This is a genomic window from Novosphingobium humi, from assembly GCF_028607105.1.
GTDB lineage: Bacteria > Pseudomonadota > Alphaproteobacteria > Sphingomonadales > Sphingomonadaceae > Novosphingobium > Novosphingobium humi.
The window spans coordinates 427,326-444,113 of record NZ_CP117418.1 but is presented as its reverse complement, the minus strand read 5'-3'; the positions used below and the strand labels follow the sequence as shown (position 1 = coordinate 444,113).

Below are 16,788 nucleotides of genomic sequence, written 5' to 3'. Positions count from 1 at the left end.
TCAATCCGCCAGCAGCGCCATCCCCGCGGCCAGCAGGCTCTCCACATCCTGCTGTGCGGATGACAAGGCGGCGCGCATGTTGACATAGCCGTGGATCATGCCCTCCGCCTCGATCTGCACCACTCTGGCGCCTGCGGCCCGCGCCATATCCGCATAATGGCGCGCCGGATCGCGCAACGGATCGAGCGCGGCGGTCTGGATCAGCAGCGGGGTGGGCGGAACAGGCCCCAGCAGCAGATTGTAGCGCGCCTCCCCCTCCGGCTTGCCGCAAAGCGCGTCGAACCAGTCCATCGCGGCGCGGGTCAGCATATAGCCCTCGCCAAAGTCCCGGAACGAGGGCCAGTCATCGCCCGCGCCCAGAAAGGGATAGATCGCCCATTGCGCCAGCACCGGCCTTTGGGCGGGCCTTGCCCCAAGGCGCTGGGCGACAAGGATCGCCATATGCCCGCCCGCACTGTCGCCGCAGGTCACGATCCCGGTCGGCGCGTGGCCCAGCACATCAGGCCCGGCGGCAACCCAGCGGGCAACTTCCTCGGCGTCCTGCGCAAAGGCGGGAAAGGGATGTTCAGGGGCGAGGCGATAATCCACCGCCAGCACCGGCAGATCGCAGCGCTGCGCCACAAAGCGGCAAAAGGAATCATGGCTGTCCAGATCGCCGAACACGAAACCGCCGCCGTGGAAAAACAGGATCAGCGGGCCGGTTTCACGCGCCGCGCGCGCATCATATAGCCGCAGCGGGATCGATCCGCAGGCCATATCCCGCACGACCGCCAAAGGTTCAGGCGGCAGATCCATCGCCTGCCCCATGGCGCGGATGGCCGCCCGCGCCTCGGCCACCGGCAGTTCATTGATGGCCAGAGCGCCGCTTGCCTGCCCGGCGGCAAGAAAGGCGGCGACGTCGCTCCGCACATAGGGCTTTGTCATGGATGGTCCTCTCACTTTGGCGGTTTTTTTGGGGCGGGATTTTTTGGGGCGGGATTTGGGCGACTTTTCAGCCCTTGGCGATGTTGATGATTTTGGCCTGCGTGAATTCCATCAGGCCCTCGATGCCCTGTTGCCGCCCGATACCCGATTGCTTGGCCCCGCCGAACGCCACATCAAATGGCAGATCAAGATGGCGGTTGACCCAGACCGTGCCGCTGTCGATCAACATCGCCACCTGTTCGCCGCGTTCGGGATTACCGGTCCAGATCGTGCCGCCCAGCCCATATTCGCTGGCGTTGATGGCCGCGATCGCCTGCCCCAGATCGTCATAGGCCAGCACCGGCAGAACCGGCCCGAACTGCTCCTCGCGCACCAGCCGCGCATCACCGGGCAGATCGCGCACGATGGTGGGGGCAATGAAATAGCCCTCGCGCTCGATCGGTGCGCCCCCGGCCACGATCCGCCCCTGCTCGCGCGCCTCGGCCAGATAGTCGATCAGCTTGGCATATTGCGCGGCGTTCTGGACCGGGCCGATCTGGCTGCCCTGATCCAGCCCGTCGCCCACCACGGCGGCGCGCGCCAGAGCGCCCAGCGCATCGCACAGATCATCATAGATCGCGCGCGGGGCATAGACGCGCTTGGCAGCCAGACACACCTGTCCGGCATTGACCATGGCCGCGCCAAAGATGGCGGGCGCCACAGTCGCCACATCGGCATCGTCCAGCACCAGCGCCGCATCATTGCCGCCCAGTTCGAGCGTAAAGCGCTTGAGCGTATCGGCGGTGCTGGCCAAAACCTTCTTGCCCGTGGCCGTCGATCCGGTGAAGCTGACATGGGCAATGCCCGGATGGCTGCTCAAAGCCGCGCCAAGATCATTGGCATCGGCCAGCGTCTGAAACACGCCGGGCGGCAGAATGTCGGCGGCCACTTCGCCCAGCAAAAGCGTGGTGAGCGGGGTGGTCGGCGCGGGCTTGGCGATCACCACATTGCCGGTGATCAGCGCGGGCGCCAGTTTGACCACCAGCAGGATCAGCGGGAAATTCCACGGCGTGATCGCCGCCACGACGCCCAGCGGGCTGTGATGTTCGGTGATACGCTCGGTTGGCGTGTCGCGGATGATATGGGGGGCGATCTCCTGCGCGGCAAACCAGCGCAGCCCGGCAATCGTGCCGCCTACCTCGCCGCGCGCCTGATCCAGCGGCTTGCCCTGCTCCATTGTCATCAGGCGGGCCAATTCCTCGAACCGCGCCTCCACACCATCAGCAAAGCGTTCGAGAAAGACCCGGCGCTCAGCATAGGAAAGCGCGGCCCAGCCCGGAAAGGCACCGCGCCCGGCCGCCACCGCCTCGTCCAGCTGCGCCGCATCCGCGCGCGGGGCGGTTGCAAAGGCGCGCCCGGTGGCGGGATTGATGACCGGCATCTCTCCCGCTCCATCCACCAGAGCGCCATCAATCAACAGACGAAATGCTTGTTCCATATCACATTCTCACAATTGGTTTGATCGCCGCACCGCTTCACCGGCCGCGATGGCCTGCGTGGTATCGGCCAAGGGATGGCGCCCGACAAGGCGATCGCAGGGGAAAACCCGTTCGCCCATCAGAATTTCATCCCATAGCGCAGATACCATTCGCGCGGCCGGTTATAGGTGCCAAAGGCCGTGCCCGCCGCGATGTTCAGCCCGCCGCTGGTGATATAGCGCGTGTCGGACAGATTGGTCCCGCCCAGCGTGAGCGACCATTTGGCATCGGGCGCATTATAGGTCAGGCTGGCGTTGAACATGTCATTGGTGGGGCGGCGCAGCAGCAGGGCGCGGGCGATGTCGTTCCAAACCTCGGTGGTGTGAGTCCAATCGCCCAGCACCACAAAGGAGCCGCCATTGCCCAGCTTCATCTCATAGCGAGGCGAGACATTGATCTTCCAGTTCGCCGTTTTGGGCAAAGGCGCGCCGACATAGATGCCCGCCTGAATGCCCGGAATGGGGCTGGCATTGACCAGCGCGGCGGGCAGGAGCGAGGTGTAATGGGCATCAATATAGCCAACCGCGCCGTTGATCGTCAGGCCCCGCACCGGGGCGGCGACCACCTCCAATTCCAGCCCCTTGATCCGCGCATCGCCCGCATTGGCGATGGTGGGCGAAGTGCCGATCTGGATGTTGAGCTGAACGCCCTTATAGGCCGTGGTGAAGGCCGCCATGTTCACTTGCAGATGGCGGTCGAGCAGGCTGGACTTGATGCCCGCCTCAATGGTGGTGGCCTTTTCCTCGTTGAAATCAGGCGCAACATTGCCCTGCGGGTTGGTCAGGCGCGTGGTCCAGCCGCCGGTTTTATAGCCCTTGGACCATGATCCATAGACCATGATGTCGCGCGAGGGATGCAATTGCACCCCCAGCTTGGGCGAGAAATTGGAGAAGCTCTTGCGATTGACGCCCGGCACATAGACCTGCACCGGATTGGCGGGATTGGGATAGGACAGCGCCGCATAGCAGGGCGGTCCGCCCGCCGCGACCGGAGGCGCCAGCGGGAAATTGCCATAAGGCGCAATCGTGCCATCGCCCGCCGCGCAGCCGAACAGCTTGTAATTGCCGCCGTTCAGATCCTGTTGCCCGCCTTCAAACAGCTTGCGCTCCTGCGTATAGCGCCCGCCCGCAGTGAAGCCGATCAGGTCGGAGGGGCGGAAATCAAGCTGGCCGAACAGCGCCCAGTTTTCCGTGTTGAACTTGTTGGGGCCGTCCACTTGCAGCAAGCCCTCGGCAAAGTTCACATAGTCGTGCAGGTCGCCCTTTTCCTTGAAATAATAGGCGCCCAGCACATAGTTCAATTTCTTGTCGAACGCCCGGCCCAGCAATTGCAGTTCCTGGCTGAATTGCCACTGGTTCTGCGTAAAGCTCAGTTCAAGGAAGGAGAGCGGCGAGCCATCGGCATCCACCCCGCCCTTCCAGTTGGTCTGGCGATAGGCGGTGATGGATTTGATGGTCAGATTGGGGCTGACCTCGGCCTGCACCGTGCCGCCCAAGCCCCATGCGGTCAACTTGGTGAAGCTGGGGCCATTGGCATAGCTGAGATCCGGATTGGCGATCAGGAAGCGCGAATCCCACGGCAAACGGTCGTTGAGCGGATTGCCGTCGACATTGACGCTGCCAAGGCCGGCCAGTTGATATTGCGGATTATACTGGGTGCCGCGCGGGCCGCACAGGGCCTGCGCATTGCGCGCGGCAATCTGCGCCGGGGTGCTGCCGATGCAGAAATTGTAGAGGCCCGCAAACAGGTAGCCGGTGGTCGATGTCGGATCGAAAGCGGTGCCGGGGAGATGGCTTGCCCCCGCAAAGGGGCCGGGTACATTGGGGAACACGCCCAGCAGTTTGGTCGCCTGCGCCGGGCTGTCCTGACGCGTATAATCGCCGGTGAATGTGGCGGTGATCGCCCCGCCATTGTCCCATTTCAACTTGCCACGCATGCTGACGCTGTTGTCGCCGCCCTCGCGCGATCCGTTGGCATAATCGGCATTGGCAAATTTGGTATAGGCATCCGAATTGCCCGCGCGCTGGTCGGGATAGGGAATGCGCTTCAAAAAGCCCTGGCGGTTGATGCCCGATACGGTCAGCGAAGAAAACAGGCTGTCGGTAATCGGCACATCGACCGTGGCGCGCAGCTTGACCATGTTGAAACTGCCCGTGGTGGCGTCAAAGCTGCCCTTGAACTCCTTGCCGGGATCATGGGTGACGATGCTGATCGCGCCGCCGATGGTGTTGCGGCCAAAGAGCGTGCCTTGCGGGCCTTTCAAAACCTCGACCCGCTCCACATCGGGCAGATCCTGATTGGCGCCCACCGTGCGCGCCAGATAGACGCCATCGAGATAGATGCCCACGCCCGGATCGATGTTGAAAGCAAAGTCATCCGAGCCGATGCCGCGGATCGTGGCCGAGAGCACAGCCGATGAGCCGGAAAACGGCGTGCCCCCATCCAGATTGACATTGGGCGCCAGCGCCGAGAGCGAAGCCACCGAAGTGACCGAGCGCTCTTTGAGCGCCGAGGCGGTGAAGGCGCTGATGGCGATCGGCACGTTCTGGACATTTTCCGAACGCTTTTGCGCGGTGACGACGATTTCGCCGATGGCGGGCTCGGATGATGCCTGTTGCGCCATGGCCGGGGCGGAGGCCAGCGCGGCCGCAAGGGCGCTGCTGACCCAAAGATGATGTCGCATGATGTTTCCTCTCCCGTTCAGGCGACTTGGCCGCCCTGATGGAGGAAACGTTATCGCTTATAGCATTGACTGTCTTGAACGCCCGGCCGTGTTTTGCTTGAACAAACGGCCCTAAGCCCGAAACCGGGTGGCATAGAAACTGGGCGTTTCGCCAAAGCGTTCGCGGAAACGGCGGCTGAAATGGGCGGCATCGGAAAAGCCCAACTCATAAGCCAGATCGCTGAGCGAGGCGCCGCGCGTTCCCTTGCGCAAACGGTCGGCGGCCAGCGCCAGACGGCGCGTGTTGATATAATCGCTGGCCGTGGTCGCCATTTCGGCAAAGACCATCTGAACCTCGCGCGGCGGTACGCCAAGGCTTTGCGCGATGGCCCCGGTGCGCAGCGCGCCATTGGCCAGATTGTCCTCGACAAAGGCCAGCACGCGCTCGCGCAGGTCTGCCCCCGCCTCGGGTCTGCTTTGGCGCGTCCGCATGGCATTGGCAAGCAGACGCATCAGCACTTCGCCCAAGGCCTCGCTTTCCGCTGGCGTATGGGTGTCGCTCCAGCTCTGGGCGAAAATCGAGGCGATAAAACCGCGCAGCACGCCAAGCGAAGGCGTCCTGTGCCGCAGGATCAGTCCGGGCCGGACGCCGTATGCACGCAGCGCCTCCCACGGGAAATCGATCACAAACATGGCGTTGCGGTCGGAAATTTCGATGCCATAGGGCTCTTCGGGCGCGCAAAACGTCAAATCGCCGGAGAAAAGCGCGGCATGGCGGCCGCATTGCTCGGTCGCGCTGAAACCCTGCGACTGGAAATGGATCAGCCCGCGCTCGCCACCGCTTTGCGGCGCGCTGCCCGCCCAACGCCGCACGGACGAGCGCTGGGAAAGCGCAAGGCTGAGCCCGAAATCGCCCAGTCGGCACCCGGTCCAGCTGGCATCGATATCGCGCGCGCCATCGACGGTCATGCCCGGAAACATCGCTGCGACCAGATCGTTCCAGTAATCCAGCCGCTCATTGGCGCTAACCGATCCCGTGGCGTGCCTTGTCAGCATCGCGCTCTCCCCGTTATCCGATGCGCTCTGACCGGCGCATTTGATGTCCGGCCAAGCATAGCGGCGCGGGCGGATTTTGGAAAGGCAATGCTCAGCGTCAGCCTTGCGATGAGGGCAAGGCCTGCGGGTCCGTCTCCCCGGCGCCGGCGCGGTCGTCCGCCATCGCGGCCCCGACCATATCGCGCAGCGGCAATTGCGCCTTCAGCCTGACCGCCAGCAGCGCCGTTCCGCTGACCTTGCGCTGGACGAAAAGGGTTGGCGCGGGGGGCACATGCCATGTGGCACGGTCGCGGGCGATGCCCTCGCCCAGATTGCGCATATGGCCCACAAAGCTGCGGTCGGCAAAATCGAACAGGCCCGGCCGGTTGAGATGCCCGATCATGAAATCGACCATTTCGGCCAAGGCGGGCCGATGCTTGCGGCTCATGGCCGAACCGACAAAGCCGCCCTCGACCAGCGCGTCGATCAACCTGTCGCGATCCCCCGCCAACCCCGCCGTGAACATCCGGCGATAGGCTGCGCGCGTCTCGGGCAGGACAGCCCGCGCCGCGCCGAAATCGAGCAGAACGATGCGCCCGGTTTCGGCCTGCCAGCGATAATTGGCGAAATTGGGATCTGTCTGCATCGCGTCGAAGTCAAAAATTTCCTGCAGCACGAGATCGAACAGCGCAGCCATGGCGGCATTGCGCTGCGTCTGCGATGCCTGAGCCAGCGTTTCGATCGGCGCACCGGCAATATAGTCCATGACCAGCACATGCCTGCCCGAAAGCTCCGTCACCGGGGCGGGAACGACAAAACGCCCGTCTGCGGCCAGCCTTTCGCCATAGCGACGCATCTGCTCGGCCTCGCGCCGATAATCGGCTTCCTCATGCAACTGCAATTTGGCCTCGGCCAGCAAGGGCGCGATGTCGAGCGCATCGGGCAACAGGCCGGAAAGGCGCAGCAATGTCGCGACATTATCGATATCGGCATCGATGCTGGCGGCAACGCCGGGATATTGCACCTTCACCGCCACCTCACGCCCGTCATGCAAGCTCGCGCGATGCACCTGGCCGATGGATGCCGCCGCCAGGGGTCGCGGGTCAAAGCGGGCAAAATGCCCCCGCCAATCGCGGCCCCATTCGGCCGCCAGCACCCGGTTAAGCTGGCTCGGCGGCATGGTGTCGCCCGCCTCGCGCAGGCGGGACAGAATGGAAGCCAGTTCGGGCGGCAGGAGATCCCCCGCGTCCAGCGAGAGCATCTGCCCCAGCTTCATCGCCGCGCCGCGCAGCCGGGCAAGCTGATCGGCGGTGCGCAGGGCATTGGCCGGGGTCAACAGGACATCGGCCAGCGAAGGTCGCTGGCCCTGCGCCAGACGACGCACGCCCTCGGCCAGAGCGCCGCCCACCACACCGCCCGCCAATTGGCCAAACCCCGCCAGTCGCGCCAGCCTACCGCTGGGCACAGCACGCGACCGGCTCATGGCGCAACACCGCGCCGGCGCGGAGATTTTGTCGAAAAAGCCTTTGTCATACGGCAATTATGGTGTCGCACCGGCCCGTTTGCCAGATGGCTGATCGGGCAAGGGCACGGCGCGAACCCGCTCAACCTCAGGTGTCCGGCCAGCCTTGCCGCGTTCCCGCATAGTTCACCGGCCGCCCCAGCTTTTTCACGGCCGCCTGCACCTTGGGGGACTGAAGCGCGCGCGCCACGGTTTGAAGCATGCGCTGGCGCTGGGGCGAGAGCACATCTTTGCCCTTGAACACAAGGAAAAGCCCCAGGGTGGAATCGCGTTGATCCTCACTCTCCAAACGCGCAAGGATCTGGTCGGCCAGCGCCGCCTCGTCGCCGCGACAGGCCAGAGCCATGGCCATCGCGCTCTGGTTGGTGCTCGACTTGGTGGCCATTTTCTCTTCGATCGCGCGCCCTTCGGCCGTCTGGTTCAAAGCGTAGCTGGCGCAAGCCTGATAAGCCCAGATCCACATCCGGCCAAAATCGCTGATCCTGTCGCCCGATCCCTTTTCCAGCGCGGCACCGTCGTCCAGAATGGCCTGATATCGCCCGGCGTCATAGAGCACTTCAAGCCGGTTGATCGCCATGGAGACCAGCGAAGGATAGCGATCAACACCCAGCGCCAGAACCTTGTCGAGAGCGGCGACGGATTCATCAAATTTCCCCATATGCATCAGGGCATTGGAATAGCTGTTGACCAGCCAGAAACCTTCTTCCTCCGCCGCTTCGATCTTGTTCATGTCGGCCACGACGGGCCGGGCCAGTTCGGCGGCGGCCTCAAACCGCCCCAGCGCGCCCAGCGCCTGCATCTGGCTCTGGATCTTGTCCATGGCGCCGGGCGCGGCCTTCCCGGCCGCCACACTGCGCGCCAGATCGCGCTCCAAGGCTTTTTGGAAACCATCGCCCGCCTGCTTGTCCAGTTCGGGCCACAATGCCTGATAGGTGCGATTTGCGGACATGGAGGCCAGAGCCGATGCCGGAGGCGATTTGTCCAGCAGCGCGCACGCCGCAGCCAATTGCCCGCGTCTGGTCTGCGCGGCGATGGCACAGCTCAGGATCTGATCGCCCATCATGCTGCGCGGGTTCAATTGCCAGTCCGCAGACACCATGGCGATGCAGAAATCCTGCTTCACGCTGTCGCGCTGGGCGGGCGGCAGCTTTTGCATGCTCCGCATCGCCTGCTTGACCCATGCCTGCGGCATATCCTTCACCACATCGGGCTGAACGGCCAGCGTGCGCTGCAACACCTTGTTGAAGGCCGCAGGGTCCTGCTGATCCAGCTCGAATGCCAGCCACAGATGGAAGACCGCCGGATTGCCGTCATATTGGGCCGTTGCCGCGCGCAGCGAAGCCAGCGCCGCCACCGGCCGCCGAAGCTGGGCCAGCAGGCCGCCCTTGATCCCTTCCAGGACCCCCGCCCCGACCGAGGCCTGAGGCAGTTTGGCCAGAATGGTGTTGGTCAGCTCCAACGCCGCGCCTGCGCTTTGATCGTCGCCCTTGGATGAAAGCTCGACAATCTTCTTCAAATCCGCCTGATAGGCGCCCAGCGCCGCCTCGACGGCGGATTTGGGCTCGTCGGTGGTATTGGCTGATTGGTCGAAATGGAATGCAAGACCGGCTTCATCGTCAATCAGCGTGGACAGGTCATAGATGTCCTTGGCCTTGCCGGCGGGCACCTCATCTTCCAAACCGGTATCCAGCGTATAGACCATGCGCAGGCCATTATTCACCTGCGTGGTGTTGCGGCGGAAATGGATCGCGCCCACCACCTTGTCGATGTCATCGGGCATACCCAGCTTTTTGCCTTTGACGTTCAGCTCGATCACATGCTCGCGCAAGGCGGAAGAAGGCAGACCCAAGGGGTTGCGCCGCGGCGTGACCTGCTTTTCCGGCAAGATATCATCGACATTGTAGGCCTGCGTCACCAGTTTTGAAAACAGGCCATCCTTATCCCAGTCCGCCTTGGAGAGTTCGTAATGCTCCACCATGGTCAGGATGTTGGCATCACGGTCATCCCGGATGTCCAGCGTCTGGCTTTCTTTCAGACCGGCATAGCGCTTGCTGTAGAAATTGAGATTGTTCTTGGCGATGCGCGGCGCACCGCGCGAGGCGACACTGGCCCGAAAATCATCGGCCCGCTCGCCCGTATAAACCGTTTCCACATCAAAGCGGAGCGGAACCGCCGCGTCCGGATCGATCGCATAGCGCTCCGAAACACTGACTTTCCCTGCATGTTCGGGAAAATTCGCCATACGTTCAAGATCGGTCTGTCCGGGCCGCAGCGGCAGCGCATAGCCAAGGTCCGAGGGCACGATATTCAGACCGCGTCCGCCGCGATGGGCGCCGGTTGCGTCGATCCATGTCACCTTGCCGTCAAGCACCACGCGCACGATCACATGGTCAAACGCCAACGGCGAGGGCAATTCCTGCCTGAGCGCAAAGCCCGATCCGGTAGAGACCAGCGCAGGCACCGCCTCTATGCCCAGACGCCGCAAGGCCACCGCCAGCAACAACGCCTTATCCTTGCAGTCGCCATAGCCGCGTTCAAGGACCAGTCTGGGACGGCGGGGTACATAAGAGCCCTCCCCGATTTCCTCGCCCACATAGCGGATATTGTCCTGAAGATAGCGCGAAACCTCGGTCAGGCGGTCGGCGGGGGCCGGATAGGCTTTGGCGATGGCGTCCAGCTTTGCCGAAAATTCGTCCGTCAGGCTTTCATCGCCTGCATAAAGCGGCAAGGCCCATTGGACGACCTGCGACCACTGGCTCATCGTCGACCATTCGACCATGCCCCATTGATAGGCGGTCTGGGGCACCCATTTTTCGGCATCGGTGGCGGGCGCGTCACTCTGGGTCCATTCCCATTCCGTCATATTGCCCAGCCTGGTCTGTTTGAAAGCAATGGTGCTGTTCAGGGCGCGGAACTGGGGCTGCATCCCGTCGGGCCAAAGATAACGCAGGGCCTGAAACGCCTGAGGATCGGAAAAGCGCTGGTTGGCATATTGGAACCCGTGGCCGGGCCAAAGACTGCTGCGCGCATGGGTGGTCACCGCATAATCGACCACATCGCCCACCCGCACGTCGCGCAGGTTGGTGATGGCCTTCATCGCGCCGCTGACGATCCCGTCGTCCAGATCGTCCTCCTGCGCCACCATGCGGAATTTCACCTCGCCGGTGCGGTCGATCACCTTGCCGTCGCGGATGATATGGACAAAATGAAGGGCCAGCGTTTCGAAATGCGGGTCCACGCTGAAGGAAAGCTGGCCCGCTTCCTCCAGACCCGTCCGGTTCACCACACGCTTGGCAACGCGCCGCCAGTCATCATGGCCCTGACCCGTGACGCGAACCTGAAAATCGGTCATGACATAGTAGATGCCGCTTTGGGCATTGCCCATCTGCTTGGCCGTCACCTCCTGAATGCTTCGCATCTTCACCCAATCGGGGATCGTTTCGCGCATCAGGGACTGGGCCAGCGCAGATTTGTCGGCGCTGTCTTGCGCAACCATGGATGTGTCAGGGGCACCCAGAGCCGGGGCCGCCGCCACCGAACCGGCAAGCAGGGCGGCCAGAGCCAGATAAGGCATTGAAGATTTTTGCATGATACAGTCGAATGATCCCCTGGGGCAATGCATTCCTGCTATGGCCCAATCGCGCGACTGACAAGTTTTCAGTTATGAAAACCCCGATACGGAGCCATTATTTTCCTTGCACGATCAGAAGGTCGGATTTCTGCCGATCTGAAACTATCATCAAGCAGAAGCCGGACAGGCCGGTATAAAAAACACGCAAAGGCGAGCGCAGGCGAACCATCGCAGCAGTCCGGCAGGCTCTGGAATATGCCTGCCGGCGGGCAATGCCAAAGTGCAAGATATGTCGATCACCGGAGCATCGGGGTCATGGGTGCAAGAATAGCGACGAAGTGAAAGCGCGCGATGAGGGCAAACTTGGCAAGGCACCGCCCCGGTCCGGCCGATCAAATCCGCGCCCGGCATGCGCGCAAAGCGCGGAAAATCGCGGCTCTGCGGGGGCCATAACCCGTTTTTCGCGGGCGCGTCGGGGCGGCTCATCGGCCTTTCACGGCGACAACTGGCTGTTCATGTTCGGTTGCTGATGCCCGTGCCAGAAAAAGGCAAGCAAGAGATCAGACAACGAACAAAGGGAAACAGACCTTATGAGCAAATTTGTCCTTTCGGCCGCGCTGGCGGCCATCATGCTGCCCGTCGCCACGCCCGCCCTTGCCGATCCGCCGCCTTGGGCGCCCGCCTATGGCCGCCGCGGTCATGACGAATATCGCGACTATCGCGATCATGGGCGCCATGTGGAATATCGCCGCCTTGGCCGCGATGACCGGATCTGGCGGGGCAATGACGGGCGCTATTACTGCCGTCGCAGCAATGGCACCACCGGGCTGGTGGTCGGTGCGGCGCTGGGCGGTGTGCTGGGCAACCAGATCGCGGGCCGGGGCGACCGGACACTGGGCACCATTCTGGGCGCTGCCGGGGGCGGCCTGCTTGGCCGCGAAATCGACCGGGGCAATGTGACCTGCCGGTAAGCTGAATGACGCCAACGGTTTTGGCGCGAGAGCCGCAGGTTCCTGCGGTTCTCGCCCGGACCGGCGCGATCAGGCCTGCAACCAGCGCCGCAGATCCTCCTCCTTGGGAATGCCGCCCGCATGGACGACCTTGTTGTCAATCACGATGCCCGGCGTTGAAAGGATGCCGAATTTCGCCATTTCCGCATAATCGGTCACTTTCTCCAAAGCGACCGGAATGCCCAGATCATCCGCTGCGGCCCTGACCATGGCCTCGACCGTCTGGCAACGCTTGCAGCCCGAACCCAGCACTTTCACGTCTTTCATCGGATGTCCTTTCAGGAAAAGAGGGCATTGAAAAGATAACCCACCGCCAGAATGCCAAGGGCCACGACGCCTGCAAAAACGGCGATCAGCCTCAGGCTCAGCACTTTGCGCAGTATGATCATTTCGGGCATCGACAGGGCCGTGACCGACATCATGAAGGCCAGCACCGTGCCCAGCGCCGCGCCCTTGCCGAGCAGCGCCTCGACCACCGGGATAATACCGGCCGCGTTGGAATACATCGGCACACCCACCATCACCGCCGCAGGCACCGACCACCACGCGCCCGCCCCCATGATCCGCGCCAGCAGGCCCGCCGGAACATAGCCATGGATAAAGGCGCCCGCCGCAATGCCCGCAATGATCCAGTACCAGACCTTGCCCACGATCTCTTTGACTGCCTCCCAGCCCGCTTCAAAGCGCTCGACCCAGTCGCGATGGCCGTCATCGAGCGGATCTTCCCCGGCGCGAACCTCGCGCACCCATGGCTCAAGCCAGCCCTCAAGCCGCAGGCGGCCGATGATCCAGCCCGAAAGGATGGCAATCGACAGGCCAAAGGCAAGATAGGTCAGCGCCACCTTCCACCCGACCAGAGCAAACAGCAGGCCCAGCGCGACTTCATTGACCATCGGCGCCGAGATCAGAAAGGAAAACGTCACCCCCAGCGGCACGCCCGCCGAAACAAAGCCGACAAACAAGGGAACCGCCGAACAGGAGCAAAAGGGCGTGACGATGCCCAGCATCGAGGCCGCGATATTGCCCACCCCTTCGCGCCTGCCCGCCAACAGCGCGCGCGTGCGTTCGGGCGAAAAGAAGCTGCGCACGACGCCCATGACAAAGACCACAAGCGTCAGCAGCATCAGCACCTTGGGCGTGTCATAGAAGAAGAATTCCACCGAGGTTGCCAGATGGCTGCCCGGCCGGATCGGCAATTGCGCCACAAGCCAGCGCGAGACCGGCTGCAACTGGCGATAAAGGGCGAACCATATCGCCATGGCGATGGCTATGCCGCCAAACCATGCCCTTGCGGCTCCATGAGGGTTGGGCGCTCGGTTGCTCATATCAGGCGGCTCCCTGTTCCGGAAATGAAGGAAATGTCGCCAGAATGGCCTCGATGACCGCAATCCAGGCCGCGGGCATATCGGGATTGCGGCGATAGCGCGTCCATTGCGCATCGCGCCGGTCGGTCAGCACGCCGACAGATTTCAACCGCGCCATATGACGCGACATGCGCGATTGGGTGACGCCCAGCCGATCCATCAATTCGCACACACAGCGCTCATCGCCATCCCAGAGAATATGCAGGGCGCGCAGCCGTGTGGGTTCGGCAAGAGCGGCAAGCAAAGGATCGACGGGCTGGTGCATCGTGCCGATCTATGCGCCAAAACGCATAAGCGCATTGACGCAAGTCAACCGGCCTCGCGCTGAATGCATTGACGGGCGCATTTCCTGTCGATATTTCGATAATCATCGAATCATGGAGATGGATGTGGATTCAGCCGCTGTCATCCGCGCCCTCGGCGCCCTGGCGCAGGAGCATCGTCTGGCCGCCTTCCGCCTGCTGGTTCAGGCGGGCGAGGAAGGCCTGCCCGCCGGAGTGATCGCGGACAAGCTGGGCATGGTCTCCTCTTCGATGAGCTTTCATCTTGCCGCGCTGACCCATGCCGGTCTGGTCAGGCAGCGCCGTCAGAGCCGTCTCATCATCTACACCGCCGACTATGCAGCGATGAATGGATTGATGGGCTATCTTACCGAGAATTGCTGCGGCGGCCTGCCCTGTACGGACCATGGCCTGTGCTGCGCGCCCGAGGCCGATGGAGCCGCCGCCGGTTGATCCGGGACGGGCCTGCGCCGCCCACAACGCCTTTTCCGATTTCCGCCCAATGGAGTTATGCCGTGGCCAGCGACATCATCATCTATCACAATCCCGAATGCGGCACCTCGCGCAATGCGCTGGCGATGATCCGCAATGCGGGGATCGAGCCGCATGTGGTCGAATATCTCAAGACGCCGCCCTCGCGCGCCATGCTGGAAAGCCTGATCGAACGGGCGGGGATAACGCCCCGCGCGCTGCTGCGTGAAAAGGGCACGCCCTTTGCCGAACTTGGCCTCGACAATCCGGATTTGAGCGATGCGCGGATCATCGACGCGATGATGGCCCATCAGATCCTTATCAACCGCCCGCTGGTGGTTTCGCCGCTGGGGGTCAGATTGTGCCGCCCCTCCGAAGAAGTCCTTGACCTCATCCCGGCCGGGCAGCGCGGCGCATTTGCGAAGGAAGACGGCGAACAGGTCATCGACAGCGACGGCCGGCGCGTCACGGCGGATTAAGGTGATGGCATCGGCACCCTTTTCGATCCTGGTGCTCTGCACCGGCAATTCCGCCCGCTCGATCCTGGGCGAGGCTATCTTCAACCATCTCGCGCCGGGCCGGGTTCTGGCCCATAGCGCGGGCAGCAGGCCCAAGGGCGTCCCCCATCCCGGTGCGCTCCGCCTGCTGGAGCGGCGGGGCATCCAGACCGGCTCTTTCCGGTCCAAAAGCTGGCTGGAATTTTCCGGGCCGGATGCTCCGCCGATCGACCTTGCCGTCACAGTCTGCGGCAATGCCGCCGGTGAGGCGTGCCCGGTCTTTCCCGGCGCCCCCTTGCGCGCCCATTGGGGCCTGACCGACCCGGCCGATGCCGTGGGCGAGGCGGCCGAGGACGCCGCCTTTGAGGACACATGGCGGTGGCTGACGATCCGGGCGCAGGCCTTGCTGGCGCTGCCGTTTGAAACGATGGAGCGCGAAGACCTGACCGCCGCGCTGGCCGAAATCGGCCGGATGGAGGGCGCGGCGTGAGGCAGAAACTGGCCGCAGAGGCCATCGGCAGCTTCATGCTTTTCGCCACGGTGGTCGGGTCGGGCATCATGGCCGAAAATCTGGCGGACGGGAATGTTGCCGTGGCGCTGCTGGGCAATACGATCGCAACGGGCGCGATGCTCTTCGTGCTGATCACCATGCTGGGCCCGGTGTCGGGGGCGCATTTCAACCCGGCCGTCTCGCTCGTCATGCGCCTGCGTGGAGAGATAACCACCCCGCAGGCATGGGCCTATGTCACGGCGCAACTGGCGGGCGGCATTATGGGCGTCTGGGCGGCGCATGTCATGTTCGGCCTGCCGGTTCTGGAATTGTCCACCAAGGCGCGCACCGGCATGGGCCAATGGGTCAGCGAGGCCATCGCCACTTTCGGCCTGATTCTGACCATTCTGGGCACGGTCAAGCATCGCCATGTCTGGGTGCCGCCCGGTGTCGCCTTCTATATCGTGGCGGCCTATTGGTTCACTTCTTCGACCAGCTTTGCCAATCCGGCGATCACCATCGCCCGCGCGATGAGCAACACCTTTGCGGGCATCGCTCCTGCCCATGTGCCGGGTTTTATCCTTGCCCAAATTCTTGGCGCGCTTGCCGCCAATGTCGTCGCCATGGCCCTGTTTCCCGACGAGCCCGTTGCCGATGAGCCTGTTCCCAATGAGCCTGCTCCCAATGAGGATGCCGCATGAACCGTCTGCGTGAACTTTCTGATCCCGATCACCTGCCCGCGCTCAAGCCCGAATATGCCCATGCCCGCCCGGCGCTGGGCCTTGGCGCGGGCGATCCGCCGCCGCGCATCCTGCTGCTCTATGGCTCGCTGCGCGAACGTTCCTATTCCCGGCTGGTGGTCGAGGAGGCAGCGCGCCTGCTCATCCATTTCGGCTGCGAGGTGAGGATCTTCGATCCCTGCGACCTGCCCCTGCCCGATCAGGTGCCCGGCGATGACCACCCGGCCGTGCATGAATTGCGCGAACTCTCGCTCTGGTCCGAAGGGCAGGTCTGGTGCAGCCCCGAACGCCATGGCCAGATCACCGGCATCATGAAGACCCAGATCGACCACCTGCCGCTGGCCATTAAGGGGATGCGCCCCACGCAGGGCCGCACGCTGGCGGTGATGCAGGTCAGCGCCGGATCGCAATCGTTCAATTCGGTCAATACTTTGCGTATTCTGGGCCGGTGGATGCGGATGTTCACCATCCCCAACCAGTCCTCTGTTGCCAAGGCCTATGAGGAATTTGACGAGGCGGGCCGGATGAAGCCCTCCTCCTATTACGACCGCATCGTCGATGTGTGCGAGGAACTGGTGCGTTTTACCGTGCTGCTGCGACCTCATACCGATCAGTTGGTGGACCGCTATTCCGAGAGGGTCGAGCGCGATCAGCCGGTCGAAAGCCCGGTGGAAAAGGCCGGTCTGGTCCCCGGCTGAGGCGGG

Annotated in this window: 15 protein-coding genes; 6 read left to right on the top strand and 9 right to left on the bottom strand. The window is 63.2% G+C overall.

The genetic code is table 11. The features are described 5' to 3' along the window. From PQ457_RS17890 to PQ457_RS17865, 6 genes are all read right to left on the bottom strand, one after another. The gene (locus PQ457_RS17890) at positions 1-924 is read right to left on the bottom strand and encodes an alpha/beta hydrolase (protein ID WP_273620207.1); all 924 of its coding nucleotides are present in this window, start codon (positions 922-924) and stop codon (positions 1-3) included. 67 nt (positions 925-991) lie between these two features. Then, positions 992-2,401, bottom strand: a complete 1,410-nt coding sequence (locus tag PQ457_RS17885; RefSeq protein WP_273620206.1) for an aldehyde dehydrogenase family protein — start codon at positions 2,399-2,401, stop codon at positions 992-994. A 119-nt stretch (positions 2,402-2,520) separates the two neighbouring features. After that, on the bottom strand, positions 2,521-5,124 hold the full coding sequence (locus PQ457_RS17880) for a TonB-dependent receptor (RefSeq protein ID WP_273620205.1): 2,604 nt from the start codon (positions 5,122-5,124) through the stop codon (positions 2,521-2,523). 111 nt (positions 5,125-5,235) lie between these two features. Beyond that, positions 5,236-6,159: a helix-turn-helix domain-containing protein gene (locus tag PQ457_RS17875; protein WP_273620204.1), complete on the bottom strand. Its 924-nt coding sequence runs from the start codon at positions 6,157-6,159 to the stop codon at positions 5,236-5,238. A 97-nt stretch (positions 6,160-6,256) separates the two neighbouring features. Further along, positions 6,257-7,621, bottom strand: coding sequence for an ABC1 kinase family protein (locus tag PQ457_RS17870; RefSeq protein ID WP_273620203.1), 1,365 nt, complete (start codon positions 7,619-7,621; stop codon positions 6,257-6,259). A 127-nt stretch (positions 7,622-7,748) separates the two neighbouring features. Beyond that, complete coding sequence (locus PQ457_RS17865; protein WP_273620202.1) at positions 7,749-11,234, bottom strand: DUF3857 domain-containing protein; 3,486 nt, start codon at positions 11,232-11,234, stop codon at positions 7,749-7,751. A gap of 587 nt (positions 11,235-11,821) precedes the next feature. Here PQ457_RS17865 and PQ457_RS17860 point away from each other — a divergent pair. Next, the gene (locus PQ457_RS17860; protein WP_273620201.1) at positions 11,822-12,202 is read left to right on the top strand and encodes a glycine zipper 2TM domain-containing protein; all 381 of its coding nucleotides are present in this window, start codon (positions 11,822-11,824) and stop codon (positions 12,200-12,202) included. Positions 12,203-12,271: 69 nt separating this feature from the next. Here the strand turns inward: PQ457_RS17860 and PQ457_RS17855 are convergent, their stop codons facing one another. From PQ457_RS17855 to PQ457_RS17845, 3 genes are read right to left on the bottom strand one after another with little or no spacing between them, the layout of a single operon-like run. Continuing rightward, positions 12,272-12,508 carry a thioredoxin family protein gene (locus PQ457_RS17855; RefSeq protein WP_273620200.1) on the bottom strand — a complete coding sequence of 79 codons (237 nt, stop codon included), beginning with the start codon at positions 12,506-12,508 and terminating at the stop codon, positions 12,272-12,274. 11 nt (positions 12,509-12,519) lie between these two features. Further along, a complete protein-coding gene (locus PQ457_RS17850) occupies positions 12,520-13,566 on the bottom strand; it encodes a permease (RefSeq protein WP_273620199.1) in 1,047 nt (348 codons plus the stop codon). Position 13,567: 1 nt separating this feature from the next. After that, on the bottom strand, positions 13,568-13,870 hold the full coding sequence (locus PQ457_RS17845) for an ArsR/SmtB family transcription factor (protein ID WP_273620198.1): 303 nt from the start codon (positions 13,868-13,870) through the stop codon (positions 13,568-13,570). A gap of 118 nt (positions 13,871-13,988) precedes the next feature. Here PQ457_RS17845 and PQ457_RS17840 point away from each other — a divergent pair, with 118 nt between their 5' ends. The 5 genes from PQ457_RS17840 to arsH all read left to right on the top strand — a co-directional run bounded on the left by PQ457_RS17840 (position 13,989) and on the right by arsH (position 16,782). Then, the gene (locus tag PQ457_RS17840; RefSeq protein WP_420541008.1) at positions 13,989-14,339 is read left to right on the top strand and encodes an ArsR/SmtB family transcription factor; all 351 of its coding nucleotides are present in this window, start codon (positions 13,989-13,991) and stop codon (positions 14,337-14,339) included. Between the two features lie 62 nt (positions 14,340-14,401). Further along, positions 14,402-14,836, top strand: a complete 435-nt coding sequence (gene arsC, locus PQ457_RS17835; protein WP_273620196.1) for an arsenate reductase (glutaredoxin) — start codon at positions 14,402-14,404, stop codon at positions 14,834-14,836. A 4-nt stretch (positions 14,837-14,840) separates the two neighbouring features. After that, a complete protein-coding gene (locus PQ457_RS17830) occupies positions 14,841-15,344 on the top strand; it encodes an arsenate reductase ArsC (protein WP_273620195.1) in 504 nt (167 codons plus the stop codon). A 35-nt stretch (positions 15,345-15,379) separates the two neighbouring features. Next, complete coding sequence (locus PQ457_RS17825; protein WP_420541012.1) at positions 15,380-16,045, top strand: aquaporin; 666 nt, start codon at positions 15,380-15,382, stop codon at positions 16,043-16,045. Next, the gene (gene arsH / locus PQ457_RS17820; protein ID WP_273620193.1) at positions 16,042-16,782 is read left to right on the top strand and encodes an arsenical resistance protein ArsH; all 741 of its coding nucleotides are present in this window, start codon (positions 16,042-16,044) and stop codon (positions 16,780-16,782) included. Before PQ457_RS17825 ends, arsH begins: the two co-directional genes overlap by 4 nt. Positions 16,783-16,788 lie beyond the last annotated feature (6 nt).

Coding starts and splice junctions, on each gene's coding strand:
- PQ457_RS17880 (WP_273620205.1), bottom strand. CDS start 5,124: ATGCGACATCATCTTTGGGTCAGCAGCGCCCTTGCGGCCGCGCTGGCC.
- PQ457_RS17825 (WP_420541012.1), top strand. CDS start 15,380: ATGCTTTTCGCCACGGTGGTCGGGTCGGGCATCATGGCCGAAAATCTG.
- PQ457_RS17840 (WP_420541008.1), top strand. CDS start 13,989: ATGGATGTGGATTCAGCCGCTGTCATCCGCGCCCTCGGCGCCCTGGCG.
- PQ457_RS17885 (WP_273620206.1), bottom strand. CDS start 2,401: ATGGAACAAGCATTTCGTCTGTTGATTGATGGCGCTCTGGTGGATGGA.
- PQ457_RS17875 (WP_273620204.1), bottom strand. CDS start 6,159: ATGCTGACAAGGCACGCCACGGGATCGGTTAGCGCCAATGAGCGGCTG.
- PQ457_RS17890 (WP_273620207.1), bottom strand. CDS start 924: ATGACAAAGCCCTATGTGCGGAGCGACGTCGCCGCCTTTCTTGCCGCC.
- PQ457_RS17850 (WP_273620199.1), bottom strand. CDS start 13,566: ATGAGCAACCGAGCGCCCAACCCTCATGGAGCCGCAAGGGCATGGTTT.
- arsH (WP_273620193.1), top strand. CDS start 16,042: ATGAACCGTCTGCGTGAACTTTCTGATCCCGATCACCTGCCCGCGCTC.
- PQ457_RS17870 (WP_273620203.1), bottom strand. CDS start 7,621: ATGAGCCGGTCGCGTGCTGTGCCCAGCGGTAGGCTGGCGCGACTGGCG.
- PQ457_RS17845 (WP_273620198.1), bottom strand. CDS start 13,870: ATGCACCAGCCCGTCGATCCTTTGCTTGCCGCTCTTGCCGAACCCACA.
- PQ457_RS17830 (WP_273620195.1), top strand. CDS start 14,841: ATGGCATCGGCACCCTTTTCGATCCTGGTGCTCTGCACCGGCAATTCC.
- PQ457_RS17865 (WP_273620202.1), bottom strand. CDS start 11,234: ATGCCTTATCTGGCTCTGGCCGCCCTGCTTGCCGGTTCGGTGGCGGCG.
- PQ457_RS17860 (WP_273620201.1), top strand. CDS start 11,822: ATGAGCAAATTTGTCCTTTCGGCCGCGCTGGCGGCCATCATGCTGCCC.
- PQ457_RS17855 (WP_273620200.1), bottom strand. CDS start 12,508: ATGAAAGACGTGAAAGTGCTGGGTTCGGGCTGCAAGCGTTGCCAGACG.